The organism is Pseudomonas sp. NBRC 111127 (assembly GCF_001320345.1).
GTDB lineage: Bacteria > Pseudomonadota > Gammaproteobacteria > Pseudomonadales > Pseudomonadaceae > Aquipseudomonas > Aquipseudomonas juntendi.
In genome coordinates this window covers 1-26,059 of the sequence record NZ_BCBD01000080.1, presented here as the reverse complement: position 1 = coordinate 26,059, position 26,059 = coordinate 1, and the positions used below count along the sequence as shown (strand labels likewise).

The following is a 26,059-nucleotide window of genomic DNA, read 5'->3' as shown; positions in this document are numbered from 1 at the left end:
CCATCGGTGGAGCTACAGGGAGACTATCTGCCCATACTGGAGGAGGTCGCCCAGGAGGTGAAGACAGCGCTCAAGCAGGACTGGCTGATGATTACCAAGGTCAACTCCGAGAAACAGGTTGAAGAGCTGCTCGATGATGATGGACAGCTGAAGCTACGCACCCCGCTGAACATCTTCATCGGCGGGCAGATTCTCGACCGCGGGGTCACCATCGCTAACCTGATCGGCTTTTACTACGGCCGCAAACCCAATGTGTACCAGCAGGATACCGTGCTGCAGCACTCACGCATGTTTGGCTTCCGCCCGCGGCAGGATCTTGCTATCACCCGGTTCTACACTGAACCGACCATCTACGTTGCCATGCAGCGTATGCACGAGAGCGATGTGGCTTTACGCGAGTCCTTGGCTAATAACCCCGAACAGCCGGTCGTCTTTATCCAAAAGGCGCCTGGCAATGCTGTACAGCCATGTAGTCCGAACAAGATTGCGTTGTCGCGCACCACCACGCTCAAGCCGTTCAAGCGCATCCTCCCGGTCGGTTTTCAGGTGTTGCCCAAATCCTATTTACGCCCGATCACTGAGAAATTCGACCAGCAGCTCGATAAGCTCGCCGGTAAAGGCAGCTTTGATGAGCCATCCCTAATTCCGGTAACGATGGCGATCGAGCTGTTGAACGTCTTGGAGCCCACTTTCAAGATGGAGGAGGCCGAGGGCTACAGCTTTGACTGGGAGGCAGCCCGCTCCGCGCTCCAGTACCTAGCCAGTCTGCCGAAGGACTGCAGCGCGCGGGGTAAGGTTTGGTGCATGGTGCGTACTGACCGGGAAATCCAGCGCATCGTCAGTGCGGGCTCGCACGCCCTTTATGCTGATGCACCGGATAGTACCAAGACCGAAGGTCAAATTCGCAAGAAGTACGCCATCGACAATCCTATGCTGATTCTGATCCGGCAGAACGGCAGGGAAGAAAAGGGTTGGACGGGGGCTCCCTTCTATTGGCCGGTGATCACTGCCCAGCAGAACACTCCGACGGCCATATTTGCCCATGAAACTCTAAATAACGATTGAAGGTAACCATCCGTAAGCGGCCAGCAAACACACCTTCAGAATCCAAGCATTAAGGACGATGGTGTCCACCTAAAAATACGTGGACACCATCGTCCTTATCGTCAGGGAGAAAAGACTGCTTTGAAGAATTTTTGGAGCGTTTGGAATTCGATTGCTGAAATTCGACAGGCTCAGATCACTGCAAGCTGATCGTTGGGAACGAGCAGGTTGGAGAAATTGGGCCAAGAGACGTATTTTTGGGTATCGTCCGTGATCGTTTCCAGAAGCCAGTTCATCCCCGCTTCCGGTCCGCGTATTCCGCACTCCCAGAGCTCGATCACTCGCCAGCCTGACCTGAGCAGCTCATCTCGGTTCCTGATATCACGCTTCACGTTCTGATCGAATTTCGTCTGCCAAAAGTCCGCGCGGGTCTTTGGGATGGTGGCGTATCTGCAGCCCGGATGCCTGTGCCAGAAGCAACCATGAACGAAGATGCAGACACGATGACGAGGGAGCACGATATCTGGTTTACCTGGAAGATTTCGCTGATGTAAGCGATACCTGAAGCCCTGATGATGAAGCAGCTTTCTGACCTTCATCTCAGGCAATGTATCGCTACCGCGAATGCCCGCCATCATTCGAGACCTGACTTCTCTGCTGACTATGTCCATGAACCACCCCCAGATGAGCTTGCCCCTGTCACAGGATATCTCCTTGGAAAAACATTTCTGCTTCGTGCGCCAATTCGAATCGTGGATTCTTCGCAAGTCCGAAGGGCTCGGCGAAGGCTTTGCCCCATCAGGCAATGGCAAGCGACTAGATATCATCGTTTAGGTCGAGATAGACCCCGTTGCCCGTGAAATCTTGAGGTTATGGGCATTCTTTCGCTGGCTGAGTCTGGCTAAATATGAAGGTTCACGCAGTCTGCGCAGGCGACACATCGCGGTATTTTCATTACACTCTGACACAATGTAACATTTGGCGCCCGGTTGACGATTCGTAAAGCCGGGCTGCGCCGCGTGGTATGAGCAGGCCTGAGCCGCCGCCCTTCTGCGCTACGTGCAGCTGGTCTTGGCGCTTGTTCCCTATGAGAGATACCGGATGTCCATCCAAACCGAGCTGCTCAGATCGCAGCCCAGCAATACCTACGAAAAGCCCATTACCCCGGCTGCAGACCTGTCCCCCTCGACTGGCAAGAACTCCCGCGCCTCGAACTCGGACGACGAGTTGATCCGCAGCAAGCTGCAGCGTATTCAGGATGGCGGCGAAATCCGCTACATGGACATGTTCGCAGGCTGTGGCGGCATATCCCTCGGCTTCCTGACCGCCGGATTTACACCGGTCGCATCGATCGAAATGGACCCGTGGGCTGCGAAGTCGCACGGAGCCAACTTCGGCTCGCGCTCGGTCGGTGGTGACAAGGAAGCGCACCACGTCCCGCGCGACGCGGTAACCGAAACCGCTGACACCGTCTTCGGCGATCTCGGGCTGCAGGGCGCCACGGACCGCCAGATCGATGTCCTCGTCGGCGGGCCACCCTGTCAGGCGTTCGCCCGTGTAGGCCGGGCTAAGCTCCGCGAGCAGGCCCGCTTGCGCGAAGAGGTGACCGCAGACCAAGCCTTCCTGGTCGATGGACGGGTCAGCCTGTGGGAGCGCTACGTCGCATTCATCCGGGCGACAAAGCCTGTTGCGCTTCTGATGGAGAACGTGCCAGACATTCTCAATCATGGCGGCACAAATGTTGCCGAGCTCGTTTCCAAAAGCCTTGCCGAAGAAGGCTACGACGTAGCCTACACACTGCTGAACTCCGTCTGGTACGGCGTTCCGCAGATGCGGGAACGCATGATTCTGGTCGGTTTCCATCGTTCGACCGGCATCAAGCCAAGATTCCCGGTGCCAACGCACCATTTGATTCTTCCATCCGGCTACACCAGCTCCAAGAATGCTGCGAGGCGGGTTATCAAGGCCGAAGGCTCGGCGCACCACCGCTGGATTCCCGATCCAGCGCCCGACTCTCCCGCGGCTACATCGGCTTCTGATGCGCTGGCAGATCTGCCGCACCTGTACGCCGAAGAAATGCTTCGCTCAGGTGCCATTCGTCGCGGGGCGAAAGACCCATCAGAACCTGTCGAGTACACAGCGAAAAATCCGTCGACTGCCTATTCGCGCCTGATGCGGGAGTGGCACGGATTTACGACCAAGTCTACGACTGGCCATGTTTTCCGGTATCTTCCGCGCGACTACAAGATCTTCGCCGAGATTCAGCCTGGCTGGGAGTACCCGCAGGTGCATGCGTATGTAGAGCAGAAAATTGCAGACTGGCTTGCCGACCGCAGGAGACTCGGTCTGCCCACCGATCCTAGAAACGCAGACGTCAGCGCATACATTATGTCCTGGCGCATCCCGTATGACCCGGGAAAGTTTCCGAACAAGTGGTGGAAGCTCCGCGCCGATGCCCCGGTACGTACGCTGATGGCGCACCTCGGCAAGGACTCTTATTCCCACATCCATTTCGACTCGGAACAGGCACGCACCATCACCGTCCGAGAGGCTGCGCGGCTCCAATCATTCCCGGATGGCTTTGTTTTCAAAGGATCGATGAACCCGGCATTCAAGCAGATTGGCAACGCCGTACCACCGCTGTTTGCCTATGCAATCGCTCGTGGAATGAGGGAGTGCCTGGGGGCACCGGAGACACAGGATATGCGCGTGGCATTGTTCGATTTGGAGCAACCACAGATCAAGACGACAGAGGGTAGGAAGTGAAGTTCACCATTCTCCGACTGCTTACTCATTCTGAACTCGGCATGTTTCATGAGTACCGCCGCCAGGGGAAGGAACGCGCCAAGCAGCGTTCCATAAATTTCGACTGGGACGTCGTCGGCAAGGTTTTTCCTTCAGCAGAAAGCCCGGACATCATTCCAATCAGCTGCCGACGTCTCGAAGACGAAGGCACCGTGGTTAAGATAGATTCATGGCTCAAGAGGCAGCACAAAAATTGGAGATTCGAAGGCGATTGCCCGAAAAGCGCCTTTTACAGTTTCGTTGACCCAGGCGCCCTGTTCGCGATGGTGGTGGACGCCTCGAGTACCCCAGCCGATGCATCCTGGGTTGTCATCCCGGCAGACCACCCAGCCCGCTCTTCGATACTGAGCCATGGAGAGAGCGCCCAGCTTGGCAAATCCGCAATGATTGCGTTGTACGGCGAGGAAGGCCAGCACTGCCAGGCAGTGCTCTCGGATCACTTCCCGGAGCTATTCAAGGAGGCAGAAACAGTGTCCGAGACGTCACAAAATGAAAACGCCAACATCCGCAACGATGATGACGCCGCACCGGATCCGCTCGGTCTCTTCAAGATCCTGGCACGTGCCGGGCACAGCCTGCCCAGCGCCGTGGCCGATCTCGTGGACAATAGCCTGTCGCATGGCGCTCGGGAAATTGACATCACCTTCCCGAATCCCAATACGGGGGGCCGGTGGATGTGTATTCGCGACGACGGCACGGGCATGACTCCATCGGGTCTGCGCGACGCCATGAAGATCGGGCACCAGCGTGAATATGACGACGGCGATTTGGGCAAGTTCGGCTATGGGCTTAAGGGGGCGGCCTGGTCTCAAGCCGATCGACTGACGGTCGTATCAAAAGCTACCGGAAGCGAGAGCACGACTCTCACCTGGGACAAGGACCATCTTGCCAAGACACGCCGCTGGGAGCTTCTGAGCGACCTGGTAGCTCCCGAGCATGCCTCGGCAGTGAACATCGGCGACTCGGGCACGGCCGTGCTGCTTACGCAGATGCGCCCCTCGATGGAGCCTGCGAGAGGCCGAACAGATTCTCCCTACGCGCAGGAGCTCGCTGCCATCAAGTCGCACCTTGAGCTGGTCTTCCACCGGTATCTTGAAGGCAAAGTGCGCGGGCGCGAGAAGGTAATCATTCGTCTGAATGATGACGTTCTGTGTGGCAACAACCCTATGGGGCACCCGCTGACAAGAGAGTACGACCAACATCGCATCGAGCTTCCCAGCGCTTCTCCGAACAAGACGCCTATCCTCTATGTTCGTGCGTACGTCGCGCCGAATGAGGCTGAGTTTGAGGAATACATCAAGGATCTGTCTCCGCTGGAACAGCGCGTCGAAAGAGAGCGCCACTCTCTGAATGGCCGTGCAAACGATGCTCAGGGCCTGTACTTCTATCGACTTGACCGCCTCATCAAATGGGGGGGCTGGGAAGATCTCTTCGCCAAGGATGAGCACACCAAGCTGATTCGTGTCGCAGTCGACTTCGACAGGCTGGCAGATGAACAACTGCAGGTAGATATCAGCAAGCAGCTCATTCGCCTTCCCTATGCGATCACCAAGCCCCTCGGAGACCTGCTGAAGACCCCCCGTGCAGCAGCCCGCTCTCGCTACAACAAGAAGGAAAAAACTGTGCCGTCTCCGAAAGGCGGCGGCAATGCTGTGTTGCCGGCCGGCACACCAGCGCCAGGCGGCTTCATGCCTCCAATGACAACAGCGAAGGGCACTCCCGTAGCCGCACCTGCTCCGGCCCCGGCTACAAAGAAGGAAAGAGCTTCAATCCGCCTTGTCAGCAGCGGCGATAAGCCATGGCAACGCAAGACCGGGTTCAAGGGGGAGGAAGTTGAGGTCACCCCGCTGATGCCGACGCTGGTGGCGCTCGTGCAGCTCATCGACAAGGATGCCGAGGTCAAGACGGCTCTGTCTGAATTCCTTCGCGCATTGGAGTCGGCCGGTGTTCCGGACCAGTTGACGGACAAGGTCTGATGAAAGTCCGGCTCCCGCTTCCCCTTACACTGAAGCCCAGGCTGGCCCTGTGGACCGATGCAACCACCTGGACCAATTGGTCCAGGCATGAATCCTATCTACGCGCCCAGCCCAAATGGAAACCGCACCAAATTGCGTCGGTCGCAGAAGAGTCACTGCGGATCATCTCGAAGACCACACCGGTAGATCGCCCGGAGTTTCAGTGCCGCGGTCTGGTCGTCGGCTACGTCCAGTCCGGCAAAACTGCCAACTTCACGGCCGTCGCAGCGCGCGCAGCCGATGTCGGCTACCGCCTGATCATCGTTCTTTCAGGCATTCACGATTCACTGCGTAACCAGACGCAGAAGCGCCTGGATCTGGAGCTGGTAGCGACGGGCGTCGACTGGATCCCGTTGACCGATGAGGCTTCAGATTTTCGTGAGCCGGAGGTGGCCGATGGATTCGCATCTACTGGTACCGTTCTGATCGTCGCGAAGAAGATCACGCCGATCCTGAATCGGCTCAATAAGTGGTTCGGCAAGCTCGAAGGCCGGCTCGCTGATGTACCGGTTCTTCTTATTGATGACGAAGCCGATCAGGCCTCCATCAATACACGCGGAAATCGGCGCGACCCAAGTATCGACACCAACACCGAACCGGATGACGACACGGCCCCGTCACTCACCAACGCCCTGATTCGCGACATTCTCAGAAAGATTCCGCGGGCCACATACATCGCCTACACGGCTACGCCATTCGCCAACATCCTCATCGACCCAGACGCCAGTGACAGCCTGGTCGGCGAAGATCTGTTCCCCAAGGACTTCGTCGTGCAGCTTCCGCGTCCGGACGGCTACACCGGAACGGAAGAGCTTTTCGGCGTCAGTTCGCAGGGCCGGGATGTGCTGCGCCCTGTAGACGCGGTAGATGTGAAGGCATTGAAACCGAAGCAGCGAAAAAGGGGGGAGGCGATAGTTGCCTGGGGACCTCTGGATCTTCCCCAGTCGCTCATCGACGCCCTGCTGACCTTTGCACTCGCCGGTGCAATCAGACTGCAGCGCGGCCAGATGGGTAAGCCGAATACGATGCTGGTGCACGTATCCCATCTCCAGCAGGACCAGTTACGCATTGGAAGGGCGATCAAGGAACAGATCAGCACCTGGTTCCATCATGAGACCGCCGAACCCGGCGTGCTCAAACAGATGTTCCGGTCAACCCTCACAGGGCTTGGACCAGTAGATCTGCCTTGCAGCGAAGAGGTTTTACTGGAAGAGGCTGTGACGAACTTGGCCCGCCTAGTCGTCGTTGTGCTCAATAGTACGACTGGCGACGAACTGGAATACGACGCCAAGCCTGGACGGCAACTCGTTGCTGTGGGTGGTAATCGGCTGTCGCGCGGATTGACACTTGAGGGACTGACGATCGCTTACTTCCTGCGGACTACAACGCTTGCAGACGCCCTGCTGCAGATGGCCCGCTGGTACGGCTTCAGGACAGGTTATGACGACTTGATCCGCATCTGGACAACTGAAGGCATCGCTCAGTGGTTTGTGGAGCTGGCGCTGGTCGAAGAGTCCTTGCGTGACTCCATCACGGCGCTGAACAAGGCCGGTCGCAGGCCTGACCAGATGGCCATCCGGATGCGCGCCCACTCAAAGCTCCTGCTCACCAGCAAGAACAAGAGCATGATGCAGATGGATGATGCACGGTCATGGTCTGGCGAAAACCCGCAGACGATCCTGTTTCCCATGCAGGACCGGGAACTGCTGGAGCGGAACTTGGACTTGGCTTCCGTCCTACTGCGACAGCACCCCCCGACACAGAATGCACACGGCGGCGCCATAGCACACGATGTGCCGGCCGAGGACATTGCAGTGTTCCTGAGGCGTTATGAAGGGCACCCGAACAGCATTGCATTTCAGGGCGCAGAGATTGCCGACTGGATCCTGGAGCGAGCTGAAGCGGGAGAGCTGACGAACTGGACCGTGTTCGTAGCCAACCCGCAGCGGGAGCGACAGGTACTCCTGGGTGGAAGGCCTTTCGGCCTTGTTCGACGCTCTCTGCAGGCCAACGAGTCGATAGGCATCTTGATCGATCCACGCCATGAAGGCGTCGATCTGCATGGCGGACCGGAGAACTACCGCGCTGGCTCAGGCTTCAATGCACGGGCAATGCGCGCGGACCGTCCTGCGCAGCAGGGCCTGCTCTTGCTCTACCCCCTGGATCCCGAACCGCTCCGCGCGCCAACACGGGCAGTACTGGGCCTCGCGCTTTCGCTGCCCCGCACTGCAGACGGCGAACAAAGGCTTGTCGTGAACCGTGGGGTACGCAATGGTTGAGATCACGCAGGACCGCTGGACAAGTCTGCGCGAGCAGCGACTTGAGCACGAGTGTATCTACGAACAGGTGGCCGAAAACCTGGAAGCAGCGCTGATCGGCGTGTCAGACGACGGACGCCTGCACTTGCTGCTGGCCATCGATGTTGCCCCACAAAATCTACCGCCGGACCTGCAGAGTCTTCAGGTCCGTATCCTGGAAGGTGGACAGATTTGGCTGGACGTTTCTGCACGTAGCCATCACGAAGAACTGCTTACGCTGGTATCAAACAAGCTCCTCCACGCTATTAACATTGAAGGCCGCGATCCTGCTATCTCGGTTGAGCGCATAATCGACGACATGCGTGCGGCATTGCGCCCGGTCGCACCTGACCTGAGCGCGGCAGAGCAGATCGGTCTTTTCGGCGAACTCTGGGTGCTGTCCAACGTGTTACTCCCGACGATTGGCCCACGCGTCAGCTACCTTTGGAGCGGCCCTGAAAGCGAACGTCATGATTTCGTCGGACAGGGCGTCCACGTCGAAGTTAAGACCACCACGCGATCGGAACCGAAGCACGAAATCTCCCGTTTCGATCAGCTGAGGGCTCCCGCCAGCAAGCGTCTTCTGTTTGTCAGTGTTATGTTGGAACGCAGTCTTGGCGGCGAAGAAACGCTGGCAGACCGCGTCGATGAAATTCGGGAGAAGCTTGAATCCGATGGGCGCGCGCTAGATGTTTTTGATTCACGCCTGGCACTACTCGGCTGGCACGACGGCCTACGGCAGACAGGTGCGCTCCTAAGGTTCACATTCCGCGATGTTCATGTCTTCGAAGTTGCCGGCAACTTCCCCAGGCTTCCCGATGACTACGTTCCTCCCCTCGGAGTGACAGGCATCAGGTACAGCATCAATGTCGGCTGCCTGCCTTCGCTCGATGTATCGAAAGTTCAAGAAGTTCTTCTAACCGCCTAACGCGTTACCGCACAGTCTGCGCTTCCGTACGCTTCGGCAGGTAGACATCGCTTGTGAGTAGGGTTAATTAAAGACCTTGCCTAGCCTGCCATAGTCGCGGATAAGCAATTTCATCGCTGGTCGGTTCGCGGTTGAACCGCTCTAGTTGCCAAGCTCCGCCATATAGCAGAAACAGCGCAAATGCCGTGGTTAGGAAATTTCAAAAGAATTCAGTAAAGCCGTCAAAAGTGATTGACTTAGAAGAGTAAATGGCTGTTCTCGAATGTTGGGTATTCTGCAGGGATAGAAGGCTGATTTAATAGTGTTAAATCAGGGTGTATAATTGCGGGTTCAGCAGTCCCTGTGATTAAAAATTTGCTCGAAAACGTATGTGTTGTATATTGCGTAATTAGCTCTTATCAATATCATGAGACTTATCTAAGTAATCAAACATTGTGGCAAGATTCTTTTTTATTAAGTAGAGTGAAAGCATGAGAAAACACAATGCTAATATAACAAGAAATGTGCAGGCTACTACTGATGGTATGCTTTCAAATAGTCCAATTGTTAGTTGTGAAATTGAGGCGATGAAGCTAAAGGTTATAGTGTAGAAAAGTATATTGCTCAGCCGTCTCAAAGGCCTGAAGAGAGGAGGGTAGTTATCTGCTCCGTTCAGCTCTCTTCCGTCAAGCCAGTCTTGCTTGTATTTGGCTGAATCATAGACTTCCTTCTTCATGTTCACAATGATGAATGTCTTTGCAGACATCAAAAAACCCCCTAGGGCCAGGAAGCCTGTAAACAGGCTGCCTCGAAGATTTTTGGCATAAAAATCAAAAACCCTCGCTGTTGTGCCAGGCTCCAATAGAAATAGCCCTCTGAAGTGGGCTTTTTCAGAGATTGAAGTTATGAGGAGAGCATAAAGTACTGCAGTAATGAGCGCTGCGGTAATAAAAGCCCAAACCTCCTTGCTGTTAGCTTGATAGCTTTTTGCTAAATACATGCTTATAGTCCTTTTCGCATTTATTCTTCAAATCATTGAGCAAGTGGCAGCATTTGATGTCATTCATTTTGAATGTCATCAGTCCTTTGATGAAATCATCATAGCTCATCTCTCCAAAATTTACAGGGATGTCCATGATTTTTACTGAAATTGGTTCGTCCTGGTCGTCTAGGACCTCTATCCGTGCTGTGGTTTCCTTTACGCTAGGTATCATGTTTTGGATACCTTTTATAATGAGATTGGAATCTACAGTGCTATCGAAGCGGACGTTGTGTTGCACTTTGCTGATTAAGCCCTGTAAGGGTGATGCCTCATTAAGGGATGCTTCGATAGAAGATATTTCATACTTGAATGAACGTATGGTTTTGTATTTTTCCAAAACCTTTTCAATGTCTTTTGATTGTACTATAAGATCAAAGGCGATCCCGTGAAAAAAACGGCTTCTGATTGATTTCATTTGTTTTTTTGGAATCGCGTCGATCCCTCCAAGAGCAGCGATTTCCGTGTCTCTCTTTGCTTCAAGTTTACGTCTGTATAAGCTAGTAATCATAGAGCCAAAGTTGGGTGCGGTGCACGAGCCGTGGTGATATTGATAAATACCCATTCCGTTTTCCTTGTTGATCAGCAGGAAGTTGAATTCGGCTATTTTTTCCAATTTCGACAGGTCGGAAACTTTGATTTCTAGATTGCTTCCATTGTTCACTAATGATGTGAATTTTTTCTGATTCTTAATTGTGATTACTGTCCCATATACATACTTGCTGTCTTGATCAATTATTATTTTTCTCGAACTATCGGTTCGAATGGGGAATTCAATATTGGTGCCAACTAACGAGCCGAAAAATGTCGCAAGCTCAATATCACTTTTCGCAGTTGAGAAGGAGAACCCGTAATTTTTAAGAGTGAACATTATTTACTCAATTTCCTTTTGATTTAAGTGGTCTCGTTACGTGGCACTTAATGGTTCGCACCTGCTCTGCTTGGGTCCTGGAGAGAGGTGCACATCTTGACCTTCGCACTGAGATGCGGCCTTTTGATATTACCATTGTGGGCGTCGGGGTTACACACCCTTGCGTCATTCAGCATTTCTCTCGGCCTGAGCTTGAAAACCCATGGCTTTTCTAAACGACGAGCGAGCAGGCGTACCGTCAGCAGTTATAAGTATCGCGTCGCCTCACTGTGTTGACCTGGGCGATGCCCAAGAACCAAGCCACATGCTTTCTCTGCCTAGCCCAAGGTGCCTCAAACTGCCAGTGTTTTGCGGTTTCATCTCGGATGATCTCTGCTTGACGCAAATGGCGCTTACGCGTCGATTGCGAACCGATCAACACGCTAGGCAGGAACAACTCCATATGGAATGGGTTGCTCATTTCTGCCCCCCAATGTAGGCCGCGACTACGTCAATTCGACCGTACCCAGCTCGTAGCTGATTTGCCTGCGGGCCTCCCGGTCAAGGTTCTTACCTGTCAAGCCGCACTGGCCACCGTTGATAGGCGCACGGTGTTGGGTGACTTGCTCATAGCGCTCACATGCGTAGTTCGCTCGTAGCTCATGGAAACCTTTGAGGTTGTGTGCATGCAGGATGTCTCGTGCTGGGCGGATGTTTTCCTGCAGCACACCAAGATAGCTTTCGTGTGGAGGAATCAAGTTGCGGCTACCAATAGGCGACACCTGCTGTGCAAACCCAAGCGCCTCGCGAACATGTTCGTGCATCACAATCCTGCGGGGTGCCGAGGCACCGGCACGGCCGCCTTTGGTGCCATCCTGAATATTGATCCTGCCTAGGTCGCTAGACTCTAGGCTTAGCCGTGATAGGTCGGCCAAGATGGCCTCACGCAGGCGCATGCCGGTGCTCGAGCCAACAGGACGATAGCTGCGCCCCGTCTCTGGTCGTGGCTGCAAAGCAAATCGACGATCTGCTTAACCTGTTCGCGGTCTTGGCCTTGCGGAACCGACTGTCGAACCCCGGTGCGCTGCATACCCAGTGCCTTGCTCGGACTGGGCATTTTCACGTACTGATCACTGCGAAGCGCCGCCATGGTCCTGTTAATGCTGAGTGTTATCAGGGATCAAGGCCCCTGCGACCTGTGGGGATGTCCTCTTTGCAAGCCCGCTCCCACAATGAATCGCGCAGGCTTTTCAAATTTTTTTGAGAAAGACAGTTGCTCCTCCAGCCGGCGGAGGTGGCCGGTGGTCCTGCGGCGCCGGGTCGGCATCATCGATTGATTTAGGAGCGGGTTCACCCGCGAATACGGTGGTACCGGCAATGCACAATGCCTGGCAGAAACTGGCCAGCAGGCTCGGCCCTTTCGCGGGTAAACCCGCTCCTACGACGGTCGGGGAAACAGGTACCTGGCGTTTTGGTGAGAGCCAGCGGCAAAGCCTTGCTCCCATAGCCTATAAGCCTGGAGTTCAGCGCATCATCCCCAACTCCGCATCATCCAGCAGTGCTTTCCCCAAAGCACACAGATAGTGCGCTGCCCAGATCAGCTTCGGCTTGTCTTCCATCAGCCCATCAATGGTCAAATCCCGCGCATACCCCATCAGCTCCGACGCCTGTTCACGGGCGTTCTGGCAGGGGATGCCTGGTTCGATGCGGAACAGCGGGTGGGTCTGGTTTTCACCTTGGAAGAAGATGGTTTTACCGACAGTGCATTGGGTGTTTTCGGTTGTCATCGAGCAATATCCCTGGTCTTTGTGTTGCCTGGGCTGGCCCTATCGCCGGCAAGCCGGGCTCCCACAGTGTGGACTGCGTGAGCCAGCCCCGGGGTGTCAGTGCATGGGGTGCGGGCCGGCTGGTCTTTGTATTTGCGCCAGTGCCGATTCGAGCAAACGGCGTAGCGTTTCAAGCTCGTGCATCGAGGCCATGATCAACACACAGGCGGGCGACCTGGGTTGCATCAGCATCGCTTGCTGTGCCACGGCTTCCGCGCAAAGCGCGTAGTCAGTAGCAAGCATGTTGGTGTCTTCCAGGGAGTGGGGAAGGTGGGGTGGGTCGGGGACCATCTTCAACATGATTGCTTCCATTTCAGGGCCGCCACCCTCTGCTGTCAAACAGCGGGTGGCAGCTGTACGCGGGTTGACAGACCGGCGGAAACAACAAGCTCCGGCGCACGCAAGCGTGCCCGCACGTACAGCCGCCATAACGACTAGCCGTTTTGTTGTTTACCGTAGCGGCCTGTCAAAGCCGGTCGTTGATGAGCAACGACCCACCGAGCCTAAAACCCTGAAATAGCGACCGCAACGGAAAACAGGCGCAGGGAGTATCTTTGGGAAGCGTCCTACGCGGAAGGGATTAAATCTGATCTTCTGGCCCCAGGCCAGCCAATCACAGGCACAAAAAAAGACGCCCGGGGGCGTCTTCTTTTTTGGAATTTGGTGGAGCCGGGGGGATTTGAACCCGCGTCTAGCCCAGTATTTACGCTGGCTTCAGCGTTAGGGCTGCCATAAAGCTGTCATTTGCTGGGCGGTATCACGCTCATGGACGCCCAGGCTCGCAACTGAACCTCGGGAAAGCTCTTGGTGATCCCTTTGAAAATCTGCTTATAGATTCCAGTGCTTTCTCGCCCCAGGATCCCTGCTGCATATAAGTTTCTGTAGGTGTCTCCGCCAGCCTTCTTATGCTTTTCGAAGAATCGCAAAGTTGTCACATCTGCGTAGATTTCAGCTTTAACTAAGTTCACGCTCATATTTGAGCTGTTAAAGTTCTGTTGTAAATACAGGTCTTTGGCGTGCATCAGTTCGTGATGAAGCAGAATTGTTTGCAAAGCCCAGTAAATATTAGGAGCTTCAGCTTCCGTAATGCCAGCTGGTTCTTGACCTAGAAAGACGGCAGTCCCTACTGTGCCGTTCCTGACATAGTTGGTAGCAAATCCTCCGGCATTGGCCATTGTATATCCGTTGTCCTCAAGGGACTGGATAGATTGGTCTTTGAAACGCAGTACCGAGTCAAATTCGATTCCAGCTTCTTGCAAATTTTCTTCTGGTGTTCTACTGAATGAGTTGTGACCAATAAACCTAATGGACACGTTTAGTTCCGGATAAAAATTGGAGACGGCATAGAAAAGATCCTTAGTCTCCAGGCTTTGCTCCAACATGTTTAATCCCTTCGTTCGTTTTAACTGATGACCAAAATTTTTCGGCTTTGAAACCTGCATCCACATCTGCCGATGGCATCCATCGACCATAGACGCGGGCAATCATGGTCCAATCAGTATGCCCCATTTGCTTCGCCACCCACATTGGGTGCTCTCCTGCAGAAAGCATCATCGAAGCGTAGGTGTGCCGAGTCTGGTAGGGGCGCCGGTACCGAACGCCCGCCTTCTTCATTGCTGGGTGCCACATCGTCTTGCGGATCGGTTGATCTCCTGCCCAGCGCTCAAGCGTCCGCGGATTCTGGAAGACCTCTGCATCAGCCAAGAACGTGTGCGCCTTCTGCGCCGCGAGCGCTTCTAGAGCGGGGCCCAGTAGCTTCACCGACCGCCGGCCTGCCGCAGTCTTCGTCACCTCAGCCACCCCACCTGCAGCCTGGGTCATTGCTCGGCTGACCATCACTTCCCCCCGCACCCAGTCCACATCCCCCCAATCCAATGCGACCAGCTCGCTTGTCCGAAGCCCTGTCCACAGCGCGAACTGAACCATGTTCCTGGCTTGGCCGTTCAGGGCAGCTAGAATCGCCTGCTGCTCCTCGGGCGTGAACGGGTCCACGTCGTCATCCTTTGGCGGTGCTTCCTTCCGGGCGTATGTCCAGCCGGCCAGCGGGTTTGTATCCAGCAGCTCTTCGTCGACTGCGTCGTTGAGGGCGGAACGCAGGCAGCTCTGGATATTGCTGAGGGTCTTGTTGCTGACCTGCAGCTTGTCCAGCCAGTCCTTGATCGTCTTCCGCTTGAGATCGAGGACAAGGTGATGGCCCAAGGTAGGAACGAGCCGCAGTTCGACAATCTTTCGATAGCCTTCAAAGGTGCTGCTGGAAATGTGCTTCTGCTTCGCCGCCAACCACCTGGTGAGGAATCCGCCCACGGACTCCTGGCTCGTTTCCGGTGCAAACTTGGCTGCCCGGGGAGAGCCTGGGAACGTGACGGCATAGTCGAACGTCCCCTGGGCAATGGCGTGCTCGATCGCTGCCTTGTGCTGCTGAGCCTTCTTCAAATTAGTGGCGGTGGGCTTGAGCGCGACACGCTCGCGGCACCTAACACCCCGGTACATGAACGTGATCTCGATGCTCGAGTCTGAGACTGCCCTGACACCGCTCCCGCCTCTACCCATGATTCATATCCTTCCATGTCAATAAGCGTCCGGCCATCCGGCGCCTTTAGCCAAATTTCACCAAGCCGCCAGATCCCGTCGCGGATCTTTGAGCGGATCGCGTCCTCGGTGTAGCCAGACTCGCTGGCGAACTTTCTGACGGTCATGTAGCGCATTGCCTTACTCCACCTGACGCGCCAGGTTCTGGTTGCCACGCCGATCTGTCACGACAGTCGCCGCGAGCGCCGCCAGTTCCGCCACCAGGGCCTCGGTTCGCCCGTAGAACCTCCCTGCATCCTCATTCACGAACCGTTCGAGCACTGTGGCCACGGCCTGATGGTTGGCCAGGCCGCGCAGATCCGCCTCGGTGAGTGGCGTGTCGGTCGATGGTGCGTGCACGAAAGCCTCCTGGCTGATCAGCAGGGTGCGTACCGGGCGGATGCCCTTCACCTTGCTCACCCAGTTTGTGTCGGGCGCGCACCAAGGCAGCATGTGAAGGCACCAGGCTGTGGCGGCGTTTTCCTTCTGCGTGCTGGTCCAATACTCACGCAAACCAAACGCCTGCGCGGCATCATGGTCTGGAATGGCGCCGGCGCGACCCCAGCCTTCAAGCTGGAGCAGGTTGCACCGCAGCACCTGCAGTTCCTCGATCGACGGAATGTGCCAGCCCCAGGTGCCACGGATGTTCATCCCAATCACCTTGCGGGCAATGACGCTACCCTCCGAAGCCATGGCCTGGGTGTTGGCCATCCCGTCGAAGCGCGACGTAGCGCCACGGATGCGTGGGCGCGGGCCTTCTTCCTGCCACCAGTGAGCGGCGACTTCGAAGTCTCTACCTGCGTCGATCACCGCGTGCTCGGCGCCGTCGAAGAAAAGGCGCCCGGCATAGAAGCCGCCACCAAGGGGTTGGCCAACGGCGGGGAGGGCGGCGGGGTTGATTGCTCGGCGCTTGGTCATGGCTGTTCCCCCGACTCGGCAACGGTTCGCATGTGCAGCTTGATGCCGCAAGACTTGGCGAGCACCTGCAGCTCTGCCACCGTGGTGGACGGGCTTTGCAGGGCTTGACCGAAATCGACAAGCCGCTGACCCAGCCTCCCTAGTTCAGTTGTCAGGTGATCCGTATAGACGCGGGTGTCGGTTGTGGTGATGGTCATGGCTGCTGCTCCTGCTGCGCCTGCATCTGATTCGCCAGCACAAGGGCGCCGAGCAGGGCCTGCTGGCGCTGCTGCAGGCCCAGGTACTCCCGGATCGCCTTCACGATCAGCGAGTTCATGGAGCGATCGTCCGCGTCCGCAGCCTTGGCCACCTCGTCGCGCATCCCATCAGGGAGACGCACGACGAATTTGTCAGCCGTGCGCGAGCCGTATTCAAAGGCCATGGGACACCTCCTGTTCCTTCTGCGCCTGGATGCGCTCATAGATTTCCTGGCGGTGCACAGCTACGCCTTCGGGCGCTTCGATGCCCAGGCGAACCTGCATTCCGTTGACGCCCAGCACCGTGACGCTGATGTCGTCATTGATGCGGATGGATTCGCCCACGCGGCGAGTGAGGATGAGCATGGTTGACTCCTGTTAGGTGGAAGGGCGGTGGTGCCGCCCCTCGATGTCACTGCGCGGTGCGCAGCTCGTTACGAGGCACCCAGCCGGCGCGGGACTTCACCATGCAGCCGACGTAGGGGGCGAACTTGGTCTGTCGCTCGGTCTGGTAGCCGTACCATTGGCACGACCCCCAGTTCACCGCAGCGGTGATAGCGAGCCCGGTCAGGGCCAATCCCGCTATTGCGCCGAGACCGAGGTGTTTGCGCTTCACGCCTCGATCCCAAAGTCGGACAGGCGCAGTCCCAGCTCACGACCGATCTCGGTCAGCACTTTCAGCTCTTCCGGCTCGATTTCACCGTCAGCCTCAGCAACGGTGATCATGTTCACGAACACCTCCTCGGCATCGGCCGGGTTGTTCTTGATGTCGCGGATCTCGCGCAGGATGTTCAGGCGGCCCACGCGAAAGCCGGCCTGCAGCTGCTCGGTGAAACGCCCCAGGGTGGCGGTGATCTCGGCGCCGAAGTGCTCGAGGTTTTTGTTGGAGCGGATGAGCTGGTCGATCTTGTCGGTCTCCGACTTCTCGATCTCGCCGTCCGCCGCGGCCACCAAGATGCAGCCACCGACAATGGCCTGCATCAGATCGCGGTTCTCGACCTTCTTGATCTCCGCCTTGGCGTTGCTGACTTTCTTGCCGAACAATTTGCCGAACATGGGTGTTTCCTCTTGGGTTGGTGAAGCGTTTTCCAGGCAAGCCGAGGGCCTGCCGAGTAACTTGGCTTTCGAATAAAGTTGAGTTGTTTGCGCGATGGAGCCGACCCCTGATTTCTCAGGAGTCGATCACGCAGTTATATTTACTTCTGGCTACGAAGCTCTAGGTGCTCGATAAGTTGCTCAAACTTACTTTCGTAAATATGAACCTGCACTTCTAGTTGATTAGAGGGGTTGGTAACATTTTTACCGTAGGCCAAACCTGCGTCAGTAAGGGCCCAAAACTCCTTAATCCCCTTGGTTTTGCTCGGGCGCTGCTTTCGCTCAACCAATCCAGACGCCTGCATCTGCAAGTAGACTTTTCGAGAGTTGGTGGCGATTTCGTACTTCTTGATCAGAGTGGAAAGCGCAGCGGTTGTGTGGCTGCTTACATCGCCATCCGGAGCATCAGTTGAATAGACAGGAAGCAAATCAGCCTGCCCAATTTTTGCTGCCAGCCGCTGATACATTGCCAGCGTTGCTGATGGAGCCAAGTTCATAGTCCGAGTTATGGACTCGATCAGAATCGCGCCATCATTGGCAGAAGGGAGCGCTGGCGTACTGGAGATGGTATAGGTGCCTGTCCGACGAATCGCCGGCAACACCTCATCGAAAACCCAGGACTCGAACTCCTGGGCAGCCGGCATGGTGCTGTTGACGATGAGGCGTAGAGTGTCACCCTCGGAAAGCACGCGGGCTTCCTGGGTGCGTCCAAGGCTGTCGAGGATGGGGTAACGTTTCGTTACCCCACGGCAGTGATCCCCCATGGCCTTGCTGGCATTGGCGTAGCCCAGCAGGTCGCACACGTCCTTACCCACAAACCATGGAGTGCCATTGTCTTCGGTTACAACACGAACGTTGGCCTTGCGGAAATTGAAGATTGAAATGTTCACTAGGATGCCTCGCTTGATGCGGGGGTCTCTGAAGACCCCCTTATTGCGCGCGGGCTTGGTCACCTGTGAGGCCACTTTAACCGAAGTGACAGCGCAGTAGGCAAGCCAGTGGAAAATTCTTTGTCGCTATGCCGCCACCCGGAGTTGCTCGACCCGACGTGCCACCGTGCGCAGCTCGACCCGGCGCTCGCCACCGCCTCGACGCACTCGAAGCGCAACGTCATCACCAATCATCGAATGCAGAGTTAGCACCAGGGCCAAGGCCGTCGCGACAGGACTGATCAGCCCTTTCTGCATGGCCACTGCGACGAGCTGCGCCCGGCGGGTTACGCCCAGCTTCGTGGTTGCGCTCAGCACGCGCTTCTTGATCGAGTCAGGCTGAACGCCAAGATCGCGCGCCAGCTCTTTCGAGGTCTGACCTGCAGCAATACCCAGCACGCACTGGACTTCACGAGGGGAAAGCTCACGCCCCAGGAAGCCGGTCCAGCCATTGGCGGTTATGGTGGTTGCTGCGGTCATGGTGGGTGCTCCTTGCGGTGAGTGGTGGAATAAATATGTACCAATGGTTCACTAATTGCAAGAACCAAAAGTACATATTTTTCTTGCGGACACAAAAAAGTGCCGGTGTCAATTCTTTCGCGCAAATCAAGAAGGACTTGAAACCGTATATGGGACAGTAGGTTAGCTCCTTTCGGGGCCGCTTAGAAGAAGAGCGGCGTTGTCGGCTAGGAGCGACATAGGAGCGTTGGGAGAGAAAGCCGCATCGCACTGTGTAGTGCTGGATTGCCGAGGAACGGCGGGCCTGTCGCATCATCATAGCCCAACAGGCTCGGCGGCATCCAGAATGAAGAACGCGCAGCCTGGGCTGCGCGTTCGATGGATGCCGTTGAATAGCATGCGGTGCAATCATGGCGGCTTCGGTGGTGTGCTGCGGGTCGCCGTGCCCTTCCTGAATCCTCGATCCCCCGCCATGAACGCTTCCAGCATATGCGGGATCAGCGTCGCCGCATCAACGGCCTCGCCATACGCCTGCGCGTGTAGCGCGGCGTAGCGGTCGAGGTCGACTTTCAAGCTGGTCGGGCAAACGAAAGTCAGCTTGGTGCTCTCGGTCTTCGGCAGCGGGCCGAGCCGCAGCTTCTTGGTCGTGCTCATCGTGAAGTCCCCCGGTTGAAGAACAGCGGCTGGTACGGCCGCAGCACCAGATCCCGGTTGACGATGATGCGAACCGGCAGGCCCGGCCGTTGCGTTAAGGTCGGCTGGATGTTGAGGTTGCGCCGGGTCATCTCCTGGCCGACCTGATTGATGCTGTCCTGCGCGCTGTCGCGCCCAGCGATGATGACGCGATCACCATCCTGCCGGTTCTCCGGCGCGGCCAGCTCGGCACCGACGCCCAGCAGCGTGGTGAGTGCCGCACCGGCAAAGATGCGGCCCCAGTGGTAGTCCACATCGTCCTCCAGCCCGGCATAGCCGGCTGGGTCGGTGCCGGCCAGGTTGTCGAGCGTGAGCGAAGACGTGTCCGGCAGGATGATCCGGTTCCAGACGACTTGAACGCGGCTCTGCCCGTAGCTGACCTGGCTGTTGTATTTGCCCAGGATGCGCGAACCCTGCGGAATCAGCAGGAAGCGCCCGGTGGCTGTGTCATAGACCGGCTCCGTCACCGTGGCGATCACGTCGCCGGGCAAGTCCGACTTGATGCCCGTCACCAAGGCACCTGCGACCACTGTTCCGGCCATAACCTGATACGGCGAAATTGGCAGAGTCAGATTGCCGGAATTACGGGTTTCAGTGGGGCCAGCTTTCATGAAAGCCTCTTTCTGGTCTTGCCGGTTTTGCACCGCTGTCGGGTCAGCAGGTTGGGCCGCCGTGGAGGCCGGCCCGGCCGCCAGCGGGTCAAACGCCGCATTGGCGGCGAAGCCCGGCGCAGCGGCCACCTGTGTCTGCGCTACCGGCGCCGCATTCTGCCCACCCGAGCGGAAGAACACGGACGAGGCCGCGGCCGCCTCGGCTTCTTTTCGCAGGGCATCGTTCGGGTCGTGACCGGGGGCCGCGTAGGCAGCCGTCGCCGGTTGCTGCGACTTCACGATAGCCGGGCCAAGATCGCCCGGCAGCGGTGGCCCTAGTTCGGGAACGGCAGGCAGCAACGCCGGCGGCAGCTTGGAATAGTCCGTCGGCAGCGCATCCAGTCCTTCCGACTTTGACACGCGATCGACGTTGTAAAGCTCGGTCTGCTCGCCTGTGCTGCGTCGATGAGGTTGCAGCGACCACATCAGCGCGCCGAGCACGGCGACCGCTAGGACGCCGGCAAGGATGGCCAGCGAGCGCCGGTTCAGGCGTGTGACTGGACGCGGCTGGGCGCGCAGCGCCACTGCCTCCGGCGCCACCTTGTCCGCCTGCGGCGCGGCAAGGTCGGGAGTGTCATCCTGGCTCATGGTCAGTTCCTCCGTGCAACACCATCGGTGCGCTCGATCCGCACCACGTCGCCGCCATCGCCGCCCAGCCGCAGTTCGGCCGCGCCGAACAGGCGATCCACGACGTAGTACGGCGAGCGAAAACGGTAGTTCACCAGTTGCCCGTCGCCCTGCGCGCCGATGACAAACAGCGGCGGCAGCTCGCCCTGGGCGATGCCCGGCGGGAACTGGATATAGACCTTCTCTCCATCATCGAAGGCGCGCAGAGGCTTCCACGGCGGGTTGCTGCCCGATACCGCGTAGCGGAAGCGGATCTTGTCCAGCGACAGGCCCGTATCGACAGGCGTTGTTGCCTGCGCTGCCTGCGCCTGGCGCTGCAACGCGAGCATTCGGTCTTTCGGATAGTCCCAGGACACCGACGCCATCCATGCCCTCTCGGTCGAGGTCAGCTCCAGCAGGTAGGTGCGCCGACTGGTGGTGATGACGAGATTGGTTTTCAGACCGGAGCGGATAGGCTTGACCAGCACATTGACGCGCAGATCGGCCCCGCCGCCGCTGGACGTGTCGCCCACGATCCAGCGCACGGTATCGCCGGCGGCGACCGTTACCAGTTCCTCGCCCGGTTGAAGCGAAACCACCGTCACGCGCCCCGGCGACGCATAGACCTGATAAAGCGCGCCATCGGTGAACGGCCACACCTGAATCGCGTTGACGTAGCCCTCACGGGTAGGCGCGATACGCGCTTCTGCATTGGCACGGGAAACGCGCACCTTTTCGTCGGCCGGCTCCGGCGCAACGGGGGCCTCATCGAGTTCCGGCAGGGGCTTCAACTGCGCCGGCAGCGCCAGCGGTTCAGGGACGGCGACGACTTCGACGGGCTTGGGCGGTTCGGGCAACGGCTGGGCCAGCACCGTCTCGTCGAGCGAGATGGATGGCGGCGGCTTCCCCTGCGAGGCGCAGCCCGCGAGGGCCAGCAGCGTCAAAGGAACAACGTAAAGGCGGAAACGAAGTTTCATGGTTTGGCTCCTTCGGAAGAATCCAGTTCGCGGCTCCATGACAGGCCGTTGACGTAGATACCCAATGGGTTCTTGAGCAGGCGCTGTTCAGTACGCGGGGTTTGCAGGACGGTCGAAAGCACGGCGTTCCAGCGTTCGGTGCCGGCGGGCGCACCGTTGACATAGCGCTGCTCTGTCCAGCGCACGTTGAAAGACGTGTCGCTCGCGCGAACCACGCTGGTGATTTGCACCGTTACCGATTCCTTGCCGATGCGGGCGAATGGGTCATTGGTGCGGGCGTAGTCGTTGAGCACCGCCGCGCCCTTGTCGGTGGTGTAGTCGTAGGCATCGAGCCAGTTCTGCCGCACCACGATGGGGTCGATGGACAGCGAGCGAACCAGCGTCACGAAGCGCGCCAGGTGGTGCGCGATCTGCGCGTCGCCGGGCCGGTACGGCGTGGCGGCCTCTCCCACGGCGCGCACCTGCCCGGCTTGATCGACCTCGATGACATAGGGCGTCACGATGGACTGCGCCGAGCGCCACACCAGGCCGCCGGCCATCAACAGCGCGAGCACTAGGCAGCCGAAGGCCATCAGGCGCCAATTCTTCGCCTGCACGCGGGCGGAGCCGATACGGTCGTCCCACACCTGGGCGGCGGCTTGATACGGGGTGGCAGGCTGCGGCGTATCGGCGTAGCGCACCTGCGGTCGTTTGAATCGCATGGGTGTTCTCCTTGAAGGTTAGGTATCGGAATCCCGCAGGCTCGGGCCTTGCCCGGAGCCGCCGCCGTCGCCGCCGCGCAGCGTGTGGGCGGCAGTGGTCGCGGCATGGGTAGCCTGCTGGCGGCGGTGCATCCGCTTGGCCCAGGCCGGTTGCTGTTGCTTCTGCGAGCCTGCGGTGCCGTCTGCGGTCTGGCCGGGGCCAGCACCGTCGCTGCCGGCTTCTGTGCCGTTCCAGCCAGCGCGGAAGGAGTCGGCCACCTTCTGCCCAACAGCGGAAGCACCAGAGGTGACGCTGCGGCCTGCGGCTTGTGCGCCAGTCTTGGCGACATTGCCGAGGCCAGCCGCCGCGCCCTTGGCACCGCCGCCGGCCGCAGCGGAACCGGCCTGGAACGCCGATCGGGCACTGCCGGCCGCCGAAGTCGCGGCACGCGCACCGGCACCGGCCAGCTTTGCGGCCGCCGGGGCCATTCGTGCCCCGGCCATGACGGCGCCGCCCACGCCCGTTACGGCGGCGCCGATGGCAACGCCGGTGCCGACAGCCCCGACCGCAGCACCAGCCATCGCGCCCGCACCAAGCTGTGGCGCACCGGACACCAGGCCGGTGGCGATACCGGGGCCGAAAATGCCCAGCGCCAGCAGCGCGAGCGAGGCCAGCATCACGACCAGCGCGTGGTCGATGGATGGTTCGTCGGGATGCACCTGGAACTCGGCGAACAGGCCTGAACCGATGCCGACGATGACGGCCAGCACCAAGACCTTGATGCCTGACGACACCACGTTGCCTAGCACCTTTTCCGCGAGGAACGAGGTCTTGTTCCAGAGTGCAAACGGGATCAAGACGAAGCCGGCGAGCGTAGTCAGTTTGAACTCGATCAGCGTGATGAAAAGCTGTACGGCCAGCACGAAGAAGCAGAGGATCACCACCAGCCAGGCGATGAACAGAACCACGATAGGGTCGATGTTCACGAACACCTCGGGGAACCCAGCCATGTCCCCGATCTGTTCCAGAATCGGCGCGGCTGCGTCGATGCCGGTCTTCGCCAGCCGGCCCGGCTGAAGGAAGTTCTCCATCGTGATGGCCGAGCCGGTAGCGGTAATTCCCAAGCCGGCGAACGAGCGGAACACGATGCTCGCCAGCCAGTTGAAGTTGCCGATGATGTAGGCGAACGCGCCGACACAGAGCACCTTGCGCAGCAGCTTGGCGATCACGTCGTCGCCCTGGCCGGTGGCGTGGCTCATGGCCCAATACAGGCCAGCGATCGTCATGTCGATGACGATGAGCGTGGCGGTGAGAAATGCCACTTCGCCCTGCAATAAGCCGAAGCCCGAGTCGATGTAGCGCGAGAACGTATCGAGGAAACGGTCGATGATGGTCACGTCGTTCATGGCGAATCCTCGGGCGGAGTGAGCGGAACGGCGCCCTCTGGCAATTCATCTGCGGGCGTATCGAAGCTCGGCGGAATCGGCGGGAGTTCAGCCAGCGAGTTGTATTCATCCGGCCCGGTATGGCCGGCGAAGAAGCGCCGCCGGAAGGCTTCAGCGGCGGCGCGGCAGGCATCCTCGCCCACGGCCTGCCGGTCGGCCGCGCATTGCCCGCGCAACGCCTTGAGCCGCACCGGATCTGCGGCCAGGGCGTCGGCCAGGTTCTCGGCCGGCTGCTGGCCGCACGCGGTCAGCAGCACGGCCATCAGGACGGAAGCGCATCGCATGGCCGCCTCCGGTCAGTTGTTATAGAAGTTGACGGACTGCGGCGTGTACGGCGTGCCGGTGCCCAGAAAGCGCCGCCGCACTTCGCGGGCGCGCTCCATAGCCGCCGCTTGCCGCGCCAGTTCCAGTGAAGCGGCCCGGTCTTGCGTGATCTGGAGCTGCTGCGCCTGGATCGACTGCTTGGCCTGCAAAGCCAGGAGCTGGTTCGTCGCCTGCATCGCTTGCAGCGCGCCGGTGGCCGACTGGCTCTGGCTCACGAGATCGGCCAGCGCGCTTTCGTCTTGGGCGAGGTTCTGCGACACCTGCGCCTGCATCCGCATCGCGGTGTGCAAGCCGTTCAAGGTGTTCTGCCAGCGTTCGCGGGCGTCCTGTGCCATGCGGTCGCCGCTGATGGTGGCGGCGTACTGTTCCGGGTACAGGCGGGCGAACGTGGCATCCATGCTCTGCACGTCGTAGGCCAAGCCGCGCGCCTCGGCGATCAGGCGCTCGGTGGTGGCGAGCGTCGAGCGCAGGCGGTTGACGATGTTGAAGTCGAGATTTGCCAGGTTCCTGGCCTGGTTCATCAACATCTGCGCCTCGTTCTGAAGCTGGTTGATCTGGTTGTTGATCTGTTCCAGCGTGCGCACGGCGGTCAGCGTGTTCTGCACGAAGTTGGACGGGTCGAACACCGTCAGCGCGGATGCGGGCTGCACGGCCAGCAGCGATACCGACAGCACGGCAGCGAGTGAGACAGAGAGCAAACGGGGCTTGGTCTTCATGGTGAAACCTCCAGCGGTTGAGAAGCGAGAAAGGAAGCTGCCGCCGGAGCGGACGGCAGCAGGTCGGCGGCCCAGCCGAGGCCGCGATGGCGCAGCCACGCGCCGGCGAAGCCGGGAGCGCCGGCCTGCGTCAGCACGCGGTCAATATCGCGTTGGTCTTGAGGGGTGGATGCGCCCGCGAATGCGAGCGCGACAGGCCCCAGGTCGAGGTCGAACAGGCGATTGCCGAGGCGCGACTGGTAGTAGTAATCGCGCTTGGGCTGTGCGGTCGCCACGATCTCAATCTGGCGGCTGTTCAAGCCGAAGCCTTCGTAGATCGTGCGAATCTGCGGCTCGGTGGCCTGCGGGTTAGGTAAGAAGATCCTGCTCGCGCAGCTTTCGATGATGGCTGGCGCGATGGTCGAGTCCTTGATGTCGGCCAGCGACTGCGTGGCAAAGATGACGCTGACGTTCTTTTTTCTGAGCGTCTTGAGCCATTGCCGGATGCGGGCCGCGAAGGACGGCTCATCGAGGAACAGCCACGCTTCATCGAGGATCAGCAGCGTGGGCGCGCCGTCAAAACGTTCGTCGAAGCGGGCGAACAGGTAGCGCAGCACTGCTTGCACGGCGGCGGGGCTGTGCATCAGTTCTTCCATCTCAAAGCCCTGCACGTCGGCCATGCCCAGCCGGTCGTGGTCAGCGTCCAGCAGCTTGCCGTGGGCGCCGCCCAACACATAGGGCGCGAGCGCTTGGCGCAGCGCGTTGGACTGCAATAACACCGACAAGCCGGTCATGGTGCGCTGCTCCACTGGCGCACCGGCAAGGCTTCGCAGCGCCGACCAAATGGCAGCCTTCTCGTCCGGGCCGACCGTCACGCCTTCGTGCAGCAGCCGGCCCTCCACCCATTCGGCGGCCCAGGTGCGGTAGCCCTCGTGGGCTATTCGCGCGAGTGGCTGGAAGGCGATGCCGCCATCGGCACCGAGGTCGTAGTGCTCACCGC

At 58.7% G+C, this 26,059-nt stretch carries 27 protein-coding genes and 2 pseudogenes; 5 read left to right on the top strand and 24 right to left on the bottom strand.

Features of this window, described 5'->3' with window-relative positions:
* Positions 1 to 1,065, top strand: a 1,065-nt coding sequence (locus tag APH30_RS15780; protein WP_218186807.1) for a Z1 domain-containing protein, incomplete at its 5' end; no start/stop codon positions are given.
* A 170-nt stretch (positions 1,066 to 1,235) separates the two neighbouring features.
* Here the strand turns inward: APH30_RS15780 and APH30_RS15775 are convergent.
* Positions 1,236 to 1,715, bottom strand: coding sequence for a very short patch repair endonuclease (locus APH30_RS15775; protein WP_054913075.1), 480 nt, complete (start codon positions 1,713 to 1,715; stop codon positions 1,236 to 1,238).
* A gap of 430 nt (positions 1,716 to 2,145) precedes the next feature.
* Between APH30_RS15775 and APH30_RS15770 the strand changes: the two genes are divergently transcribed.
* The 4 genes from APH30_RS15770 to APH30_RS15755 are packed head-to-tail and all read left to right on the top strand — an operon-like array spanning position 2,146 to position 9,089.
* Entirely contained in the window at positions 2,146 to 3,810 is a 1,665-nt protein-coding gene (locus APH30_RS15770) for a DNA cytosine methyltransferase (protein ID WP_054913074.1), read from the top strand.
* A complete protein-coding gene (locus APH30_RS15765) occupies positions 3,807 to 5,825 on the top strand; it encodes an ATP-binding protein (RefSeq protein ID WP_256222042.1) in 2,019 nt (672 codons plus the stop codon). The genes APH30_RS15770 and APH30_RS15765 overlap by 4 nt, the downstream gene beginning before the upstream one ends.
* Positions 5,825 to 8,143, top strand: coding sequence for a Z1 domain-containing protein (locus APH30_RS15760; protein ID WP_054913073.1), 2,319 nt, complete (start codon positions 5,825 to 5,827; stop codon positions 8,141 to 8,143). The genes APH30_RS15765 and APH30_RS15760 overlap by 1 nt, the downstream gene beginning before the upstream one ends.
* Positions 8,136 to 9,089, top strand: a complete 954-nt coding sequence (locus APH30_RS15755; protein ID WP_054913072.1) for a PD-(D/E)XK motif protein — start codon at positions 8,136 to 8,138, stop codon at positions 9,087 to 9,089. The genes APH30_RS15760 and APH30_RS15755 overlap by 8 nt, the downstream gene beginning before the upstream one ends.
* Before the next feature lie 388 nt (positions 9,090 to 9,477).
* On the opposite strand, the gene APH30_RS28770 is transcribed toward APH30_RS15755, so the two are convergent.
* The 23 genes and pseudogenes from APH30_RS28770 to APH30_RS15640 form a co-directional block, all read right to left on the bottom strand.
* Positions 9,478 to 10,068 (bottom strand): hypothetical protein, encoded by a 591-nt coding sequence (locus APH30_RS28770; protein ID WP_156326499.1) that lies wholly within the window; start codon positions 10,066 to 10,068, stop codon positions 9,478 to 9,480.
* Positions 10,040 to 10,978, bottom strand: coding sequence for a hypothetical protein (locus APH30_RS15750; RefSeq protein ID WP_054913071.1), 939 nt, complete (start codon positions 10,976 to 10,978; stop codon positions 10,040 to 10,042). The genes APH30_RS28770 and APH30_RS15750 overlap by 29 nt, the downstream gene beginning before the upstream one ends.
* Positions 10,979 to 11,434: 456 nt before the next feature.
* Positions 11,435 to 12,122: pseudogene (locus APH30_RS15740) on the bottom strand (integrase domain-containing protein); the annotation flags it as partial.
* A gap of 358 nt (positions 12,123 to 12,480) precedes the next feature.
* Positions 12,481 to 12,744, bottom strand: coding sequence for a DUF3077 domain-containing protein (locus APH30_RS15735; protein ID WP_009683500.1), 264 nt, complete (start codon positions 12,742 to 12,744; stop codon positions 12,481 to 12,483).
* Between the two features lie 96 nt (positions 12,745 to 12,840).
* Complete coding sequence (locus tag APH30_RS15730; protein WP_054913070.1) at positions 12,841 to 13,083, bottom strand: hypothetical protein; 243 nt, start codon at positions 13,081 to 13,083, stop codon at positions 12,841 to 12,843.
* 440 nt (positions 13,084 to 13,523) lie between these two features.
* The gene (locus APH30_RS15725; RefSeq protein WP_054913069.1) at positions 13,524 to 14,165 is read right to left on the bottom strand and encodes a hypothetical protein; all 642 of its coding nucleotides are present in this window, start codon (positions 14,163 to 14,165) and stop codon (positions 13,524 to 13,526) included.
* Positions 14,140 to 15,333 (bottom strand): Arm DNA-binding domain-containing protein, encoded by a 1,194-nt coding sequence (locus APH30_RS15720; RefSeq protein ID WP_054913068.1) that lies wholly within the window; start codon positions 15,331 to 15,333, stop codon positions 14,140 to 14,142. The genes APH30_RS15725 and APH30_RS15720 overlap by 26 nt, the downstream gene beginning before the upstream one ends.
* Before the next feature lie 159 nt (positions 15,334 to 15,492).
* The gene (locus tag APH30_RS15715; protein ID WP_054913067.1) at positions 15,493 to 16,269 is read right to left on the bottom strand and encodes a hypothetical protein; all 777 of its coding nucleotides are present in this window, start codon (positions 16,267 to 16,269) and stop codon (positions 15,493 to 15,495) included.
* Complete coding sequence (locus APH30_RS15710; protein ID WP_054913066.1) at positions 16,266 to 16,466, bottom strand: hypothetical protein; 201 nt, start codon at positions 16,464 to 16,466, stop codon at positions 16,266 to 16,268. Before APH30_RS15710 ends, APH30_RS15715 begins: the two co-directional genes overlap by 4 nt.
* A complete protein-coding gene (locus APH30_RS15705; protein WP_054913065.1) occupies positions 16,463 to 16,690 on the bottom strand; it encodes an Arc family DNA-binding protein in 228 nt (75 codons plus the stop codon). The genes APH30_RS15710 and APH30_RS15705 overlap by 4 nt, the downstream gene beginning before the upstream one ends.
* Positions 16,680 to 16,871: a carbon storage regulator CsrA gene (csrA, locus tag APH30_RS15700; RefSeq protein ID WP_054913064.1), complete on the bottom strand. Its 192-nt coding sequence runs from the start codon at positions 16,869 to 16,871 to the stop codon at positions 16,680 to 16,682. Before csrA ends, APH30_RS15705 begins: the two co-directional genes overlap by 11 nt.
* 46 nt (positions 16,872 to 16,917) lie before the next feature.
* A complete protein-coding gene (locus tag APH30_RS15695; protein ID WP_054913063.1) occupies positions 16,918 to 17,121 on the bottom strand; it encodes a hypothetical protein in 204 nt (67 codons plus the stop codon).
* A complete protein-coding gene (locus APH30_RS15690; protein WP_049696641.1) occupies positions 17,118 to 17,561 on the bottom strand; it encodes a tellurite resistance TerB family protein in 444 nt (147 codons plus the stop codon). The genes APH30_RS15695 and APH30_RS15690 overlap by 4 nt, the downstream gene beginning before the upstream one ends.
* A 140-nt stretch (positions 17,562 to 17,701) precedes the next feature.
* On the bottom strand, positions 17,702 to 18,490 hold the full coding sequence (locus APH30_RS15685) for a Bro-N domain-containing protein (RefSeq protein ID WP_054881563.1): 789 nt from the start codon (positions 18,488 to 18,490) through the stop codon (positions 17,702 to 17,704).
* Between the two features lie 126 nt (positions 18,491 to 18,616).
* Positions 18,617 to 19,009 carry a response regulator transcription factor gene (locus APH30_RS15680; RefSeq protein ID WP_054881528.1) on the bottom strand — a complete coding sequence of 131 codons (393 nt, stop codon included), beginning with the start codon at positions 19,007 to 19,009 and terminating at the stop codon, positions 18,617 to 18,619.
* 387 nt (positions 19,010 to 19,396) lie between these two features.
* Positions 19,397 to 19,642: a DUF2274 domain-containing protein gene (locus APH30_RS15675; protein ID WP_000108283.1), complete on the bottom strand. Its 246-nt coding sequence runs from the start codon at positions 19,640 to 19,642 to the stop codon at positions 19,397 to 19,399.
* On the bottom strand, positions 19,639 to 20,919 hold the full coding sequence (locus tag APH30_RS15670) for a TrbI/VirB10 family protein (RefSeq protein ID WP_003092274.1): 1,281 nt from the start codon (positions 20,917 to 20,919) through the stop codon (positions 19,639 to 19,641). Before APH30_RS15670 ends, APH30_RS15675 begins: the two co-directional genes overlap by 4 nt.
* A 2-nt stretch (positions 20,920 to 20,921) precedes the next feature.
* On the bottom strand, positions 20,922 to 21,914 hold the full coding sequence (gene trbG, locus APH30_RS15665) for a P-type conjugative transfer protein TrbG (RefSeq protein WP_000776560.1): 993 nt from the start codon (positions 21,912 to 21,914) through the stop codon (positions 20,922 to 20,924).
* Positions 21,911 to 22,615, bottom strand: coding sequence for a conjugal transfer protein TrbF (trbF, locus tag APH30_RS15660; RefSeq protein WP_001211312.1), 705 nt, complete (start codon positions 22,613 to 22,615; stop codon positions 21,911 to 21,913). Before trbF ends, trbG begins: the two co-directional genes overlap by 4 nt.
* An 18-nt stretch (positions 22,616 to 22,633) precedes the next feature.
* Positions 22,634 to 24,001 (bottom strand): P-type conjugative transfer protein TrbL, encoded by a 1,368-nt coding sequence (trbL, locus tag APH30_RS15655; protein WP_023093366.1) that lies wholly within the window; start codon positions 23,999 to 24,001, stop codon positions 22,634 to 22,636.
* On the bottom strand, positions 23,998 to 24,324 hold the full coding sequence (locus APH30_RS15650) for a hypothetical protein (protein WP_014603538.1): 327 nt from the start codon (positions 24,322 to 24,324) through the stop codon (positions 23,998 to 24,000). Before APH30_RS15650 ends, trbL begins: the two co-directional genes overlap by 4 nt.
* A 12-nt stretch (positions 24,325 to 24,336) precedes the next feature.
* Positions 24,337 to 25,080 (bottom strand): P-type conjugative transfer protein TrbJ, encoded by a 744-nt coding sequence (trbJ, locus tag APH30_RS15645; protein ID WP_003092277.1) that lies wholly within the window; start codon positions 25,078 to 25,080, stop codon positions 24,337 to 24,339.
* Positions 25,077 to 26,059: pseudogene (locus APH30_RS15640) on the bottom strand (TraM recognition domain-containing protein); the annotation flags it as partial. The pseudogene APH30_RS15640 and the gene trbJ, both read right to left, overlap by 4 nt.

Coding starts and splice junctions, on each gene's coding strand:
- APH30_RS15670 (WP_003092274.1), bottom strand. CDS start 20,919: ATGAGCCAGGATGACACTCCCGACCTTGCCGCGCCGCAGGCGGACAAG.
- APH30_RS15760 (WP_054913073.1), top strand. CDS start 5,825: ATGAAAGTCCGGCTCCCGCTTCCCCTTACACTGAAGCCCAGGCTGGCC.
- APH30_RS15730 (WP_054913070.1), bottom strand. CDS start 13,083: ATGTTGAAGATGGTCCCCGACCCACCCCACCTTCCCCACTCCCTGGAA.
- APH30_RS15755 (WP_054913072.1), top strand. CDS start 8,136: ATGGTTGAGATCACGCAGGACCGCTGGACAAGTCTGCGCGAGCAGCGA.
- APH30_RS15675 (WP_000108283.1), bottom strand. CDS start 19,642: ATGAGCACGACCAAGAAGCTGCGGCTCGGCCCGCTGCCGAAGACCGAG.
- APH30_RS28770 (WP_156326499.1), bottom strand. CDS start 10,068: ATGTATTTAGCAAAAAGCTATCAAGCTAACAGCAAGGAGGTTTGGGCT.
- APH30_RS15715 (WP_054913067.1), bottom strand. CDS start 16,269: ATGACCAAGCGCCGAGCAATCAACCCCGCCGCCCTCCCCGCCGTTGGC.
- trbF (WP_001211312.1), bottom strand. CDS start 22,615: ATGCGATTCAAACGACCGCAGGTGCGCTACGCCGATACGCCGCAGCCT.
- APH30_RS15770 (WP_054913074.1), top strand. CDS start 2,146: ATGTCCATCCAAACCGAGCTGCTCAGATCGCAGCCCAGCAATACCTAC.
- APH30_RS15735 (WP_009683500.1), bottom strand. CDS start 12,744: ATGACAACCGAAAACACCCAATGCACTGTCGGTAAAACCATCTTCTTC.
- trbJ (WP_003092277.1), bottom strand. CDS start 25,080: ATGAAGACCAAGCCCCGTTTGCTCTCTGTCTCACTCGCTGCCGTGCTG.
- APH30_RS15720 (WP_054913068.1), bottom strand. CDS start 15,333: ATGGGTAGAGGCGGGAGCGGTGTCAGGGCAGTCTCAGACTCGAGCATC.
- APH30_RS15680 (WP_054881528.1), bottom strand. CDS start 19,009: ATGACCGCAGCAACCACCATAACCGCCAATGGCTGGACCGGCTTCCTG.
- APH30_RS15725 (WP_054913069.1), bottom strand. CDS start 14,165: ATGTTGGAGCAAAGCCTGGAGACTAAGGATCTTTTCTATGCCGTCTCC.
- APH30_RS15705 (WP_054913065.1), bottom strand. CDS start 16,690: ATGGCCTTTGAATACGGCTCGCGCACGGCTGACAAATTCGTCGTGCGT.
- APH30_RS15750 (WP_054913071.1), bottom strand. CDS start 10,978: ATGTTCACTCTTAAAAATTACGGGTTCTCCTTCTCAACTGCGAAAAGT.
- APH30_RS15710 (WP_054913066.1), bottom strand. CDS start 16,466: ATGACCATCACCACAACCGACACCCGCGTCTATACGGATCACCTGACA.
- trbG (WP_000776560.1), bottom strand. CDS start 21,914: ATGAAACTTCGTTTCCGCCTTTACGTTGTTCCTTTGACGCTGCTGGCC.
- trbL (WP_023093366.1), bottom strand. CDS start 24,001: ATGAACGACGTGACCATCATCGACCGTTTCCTCGATACGTTCTCGCGC.
- APH30_RS15690 (WP_049696641.1), bottom strand. CDS start 17,561: ATGTTCGGCAAATTGTTCGGCAAGAAAGTCAGCAACGCCAAGGCGGAG.
- APH30_RS15775 (WP_054913075.1), bottom strand. CDS start 1,715: ATGGACATAGTCAGCAGAGAAGTCAGGTCTCGAATGATGGCGGGCATT.
- APH30_RS15650 (WP_014603538.1), bottom strand. CDS start 24,324: ATGCGATGCGCTTCCGTCCTGATGGCCGTGCTGCTGACCGCGTGCGGC.
- csrA (WP_054913064.1), bottom strand. CDS start 16,871: ATGCTCATCCTCACTCGCCGCGTGGGCGAATCCATCCGCATCAATGAC.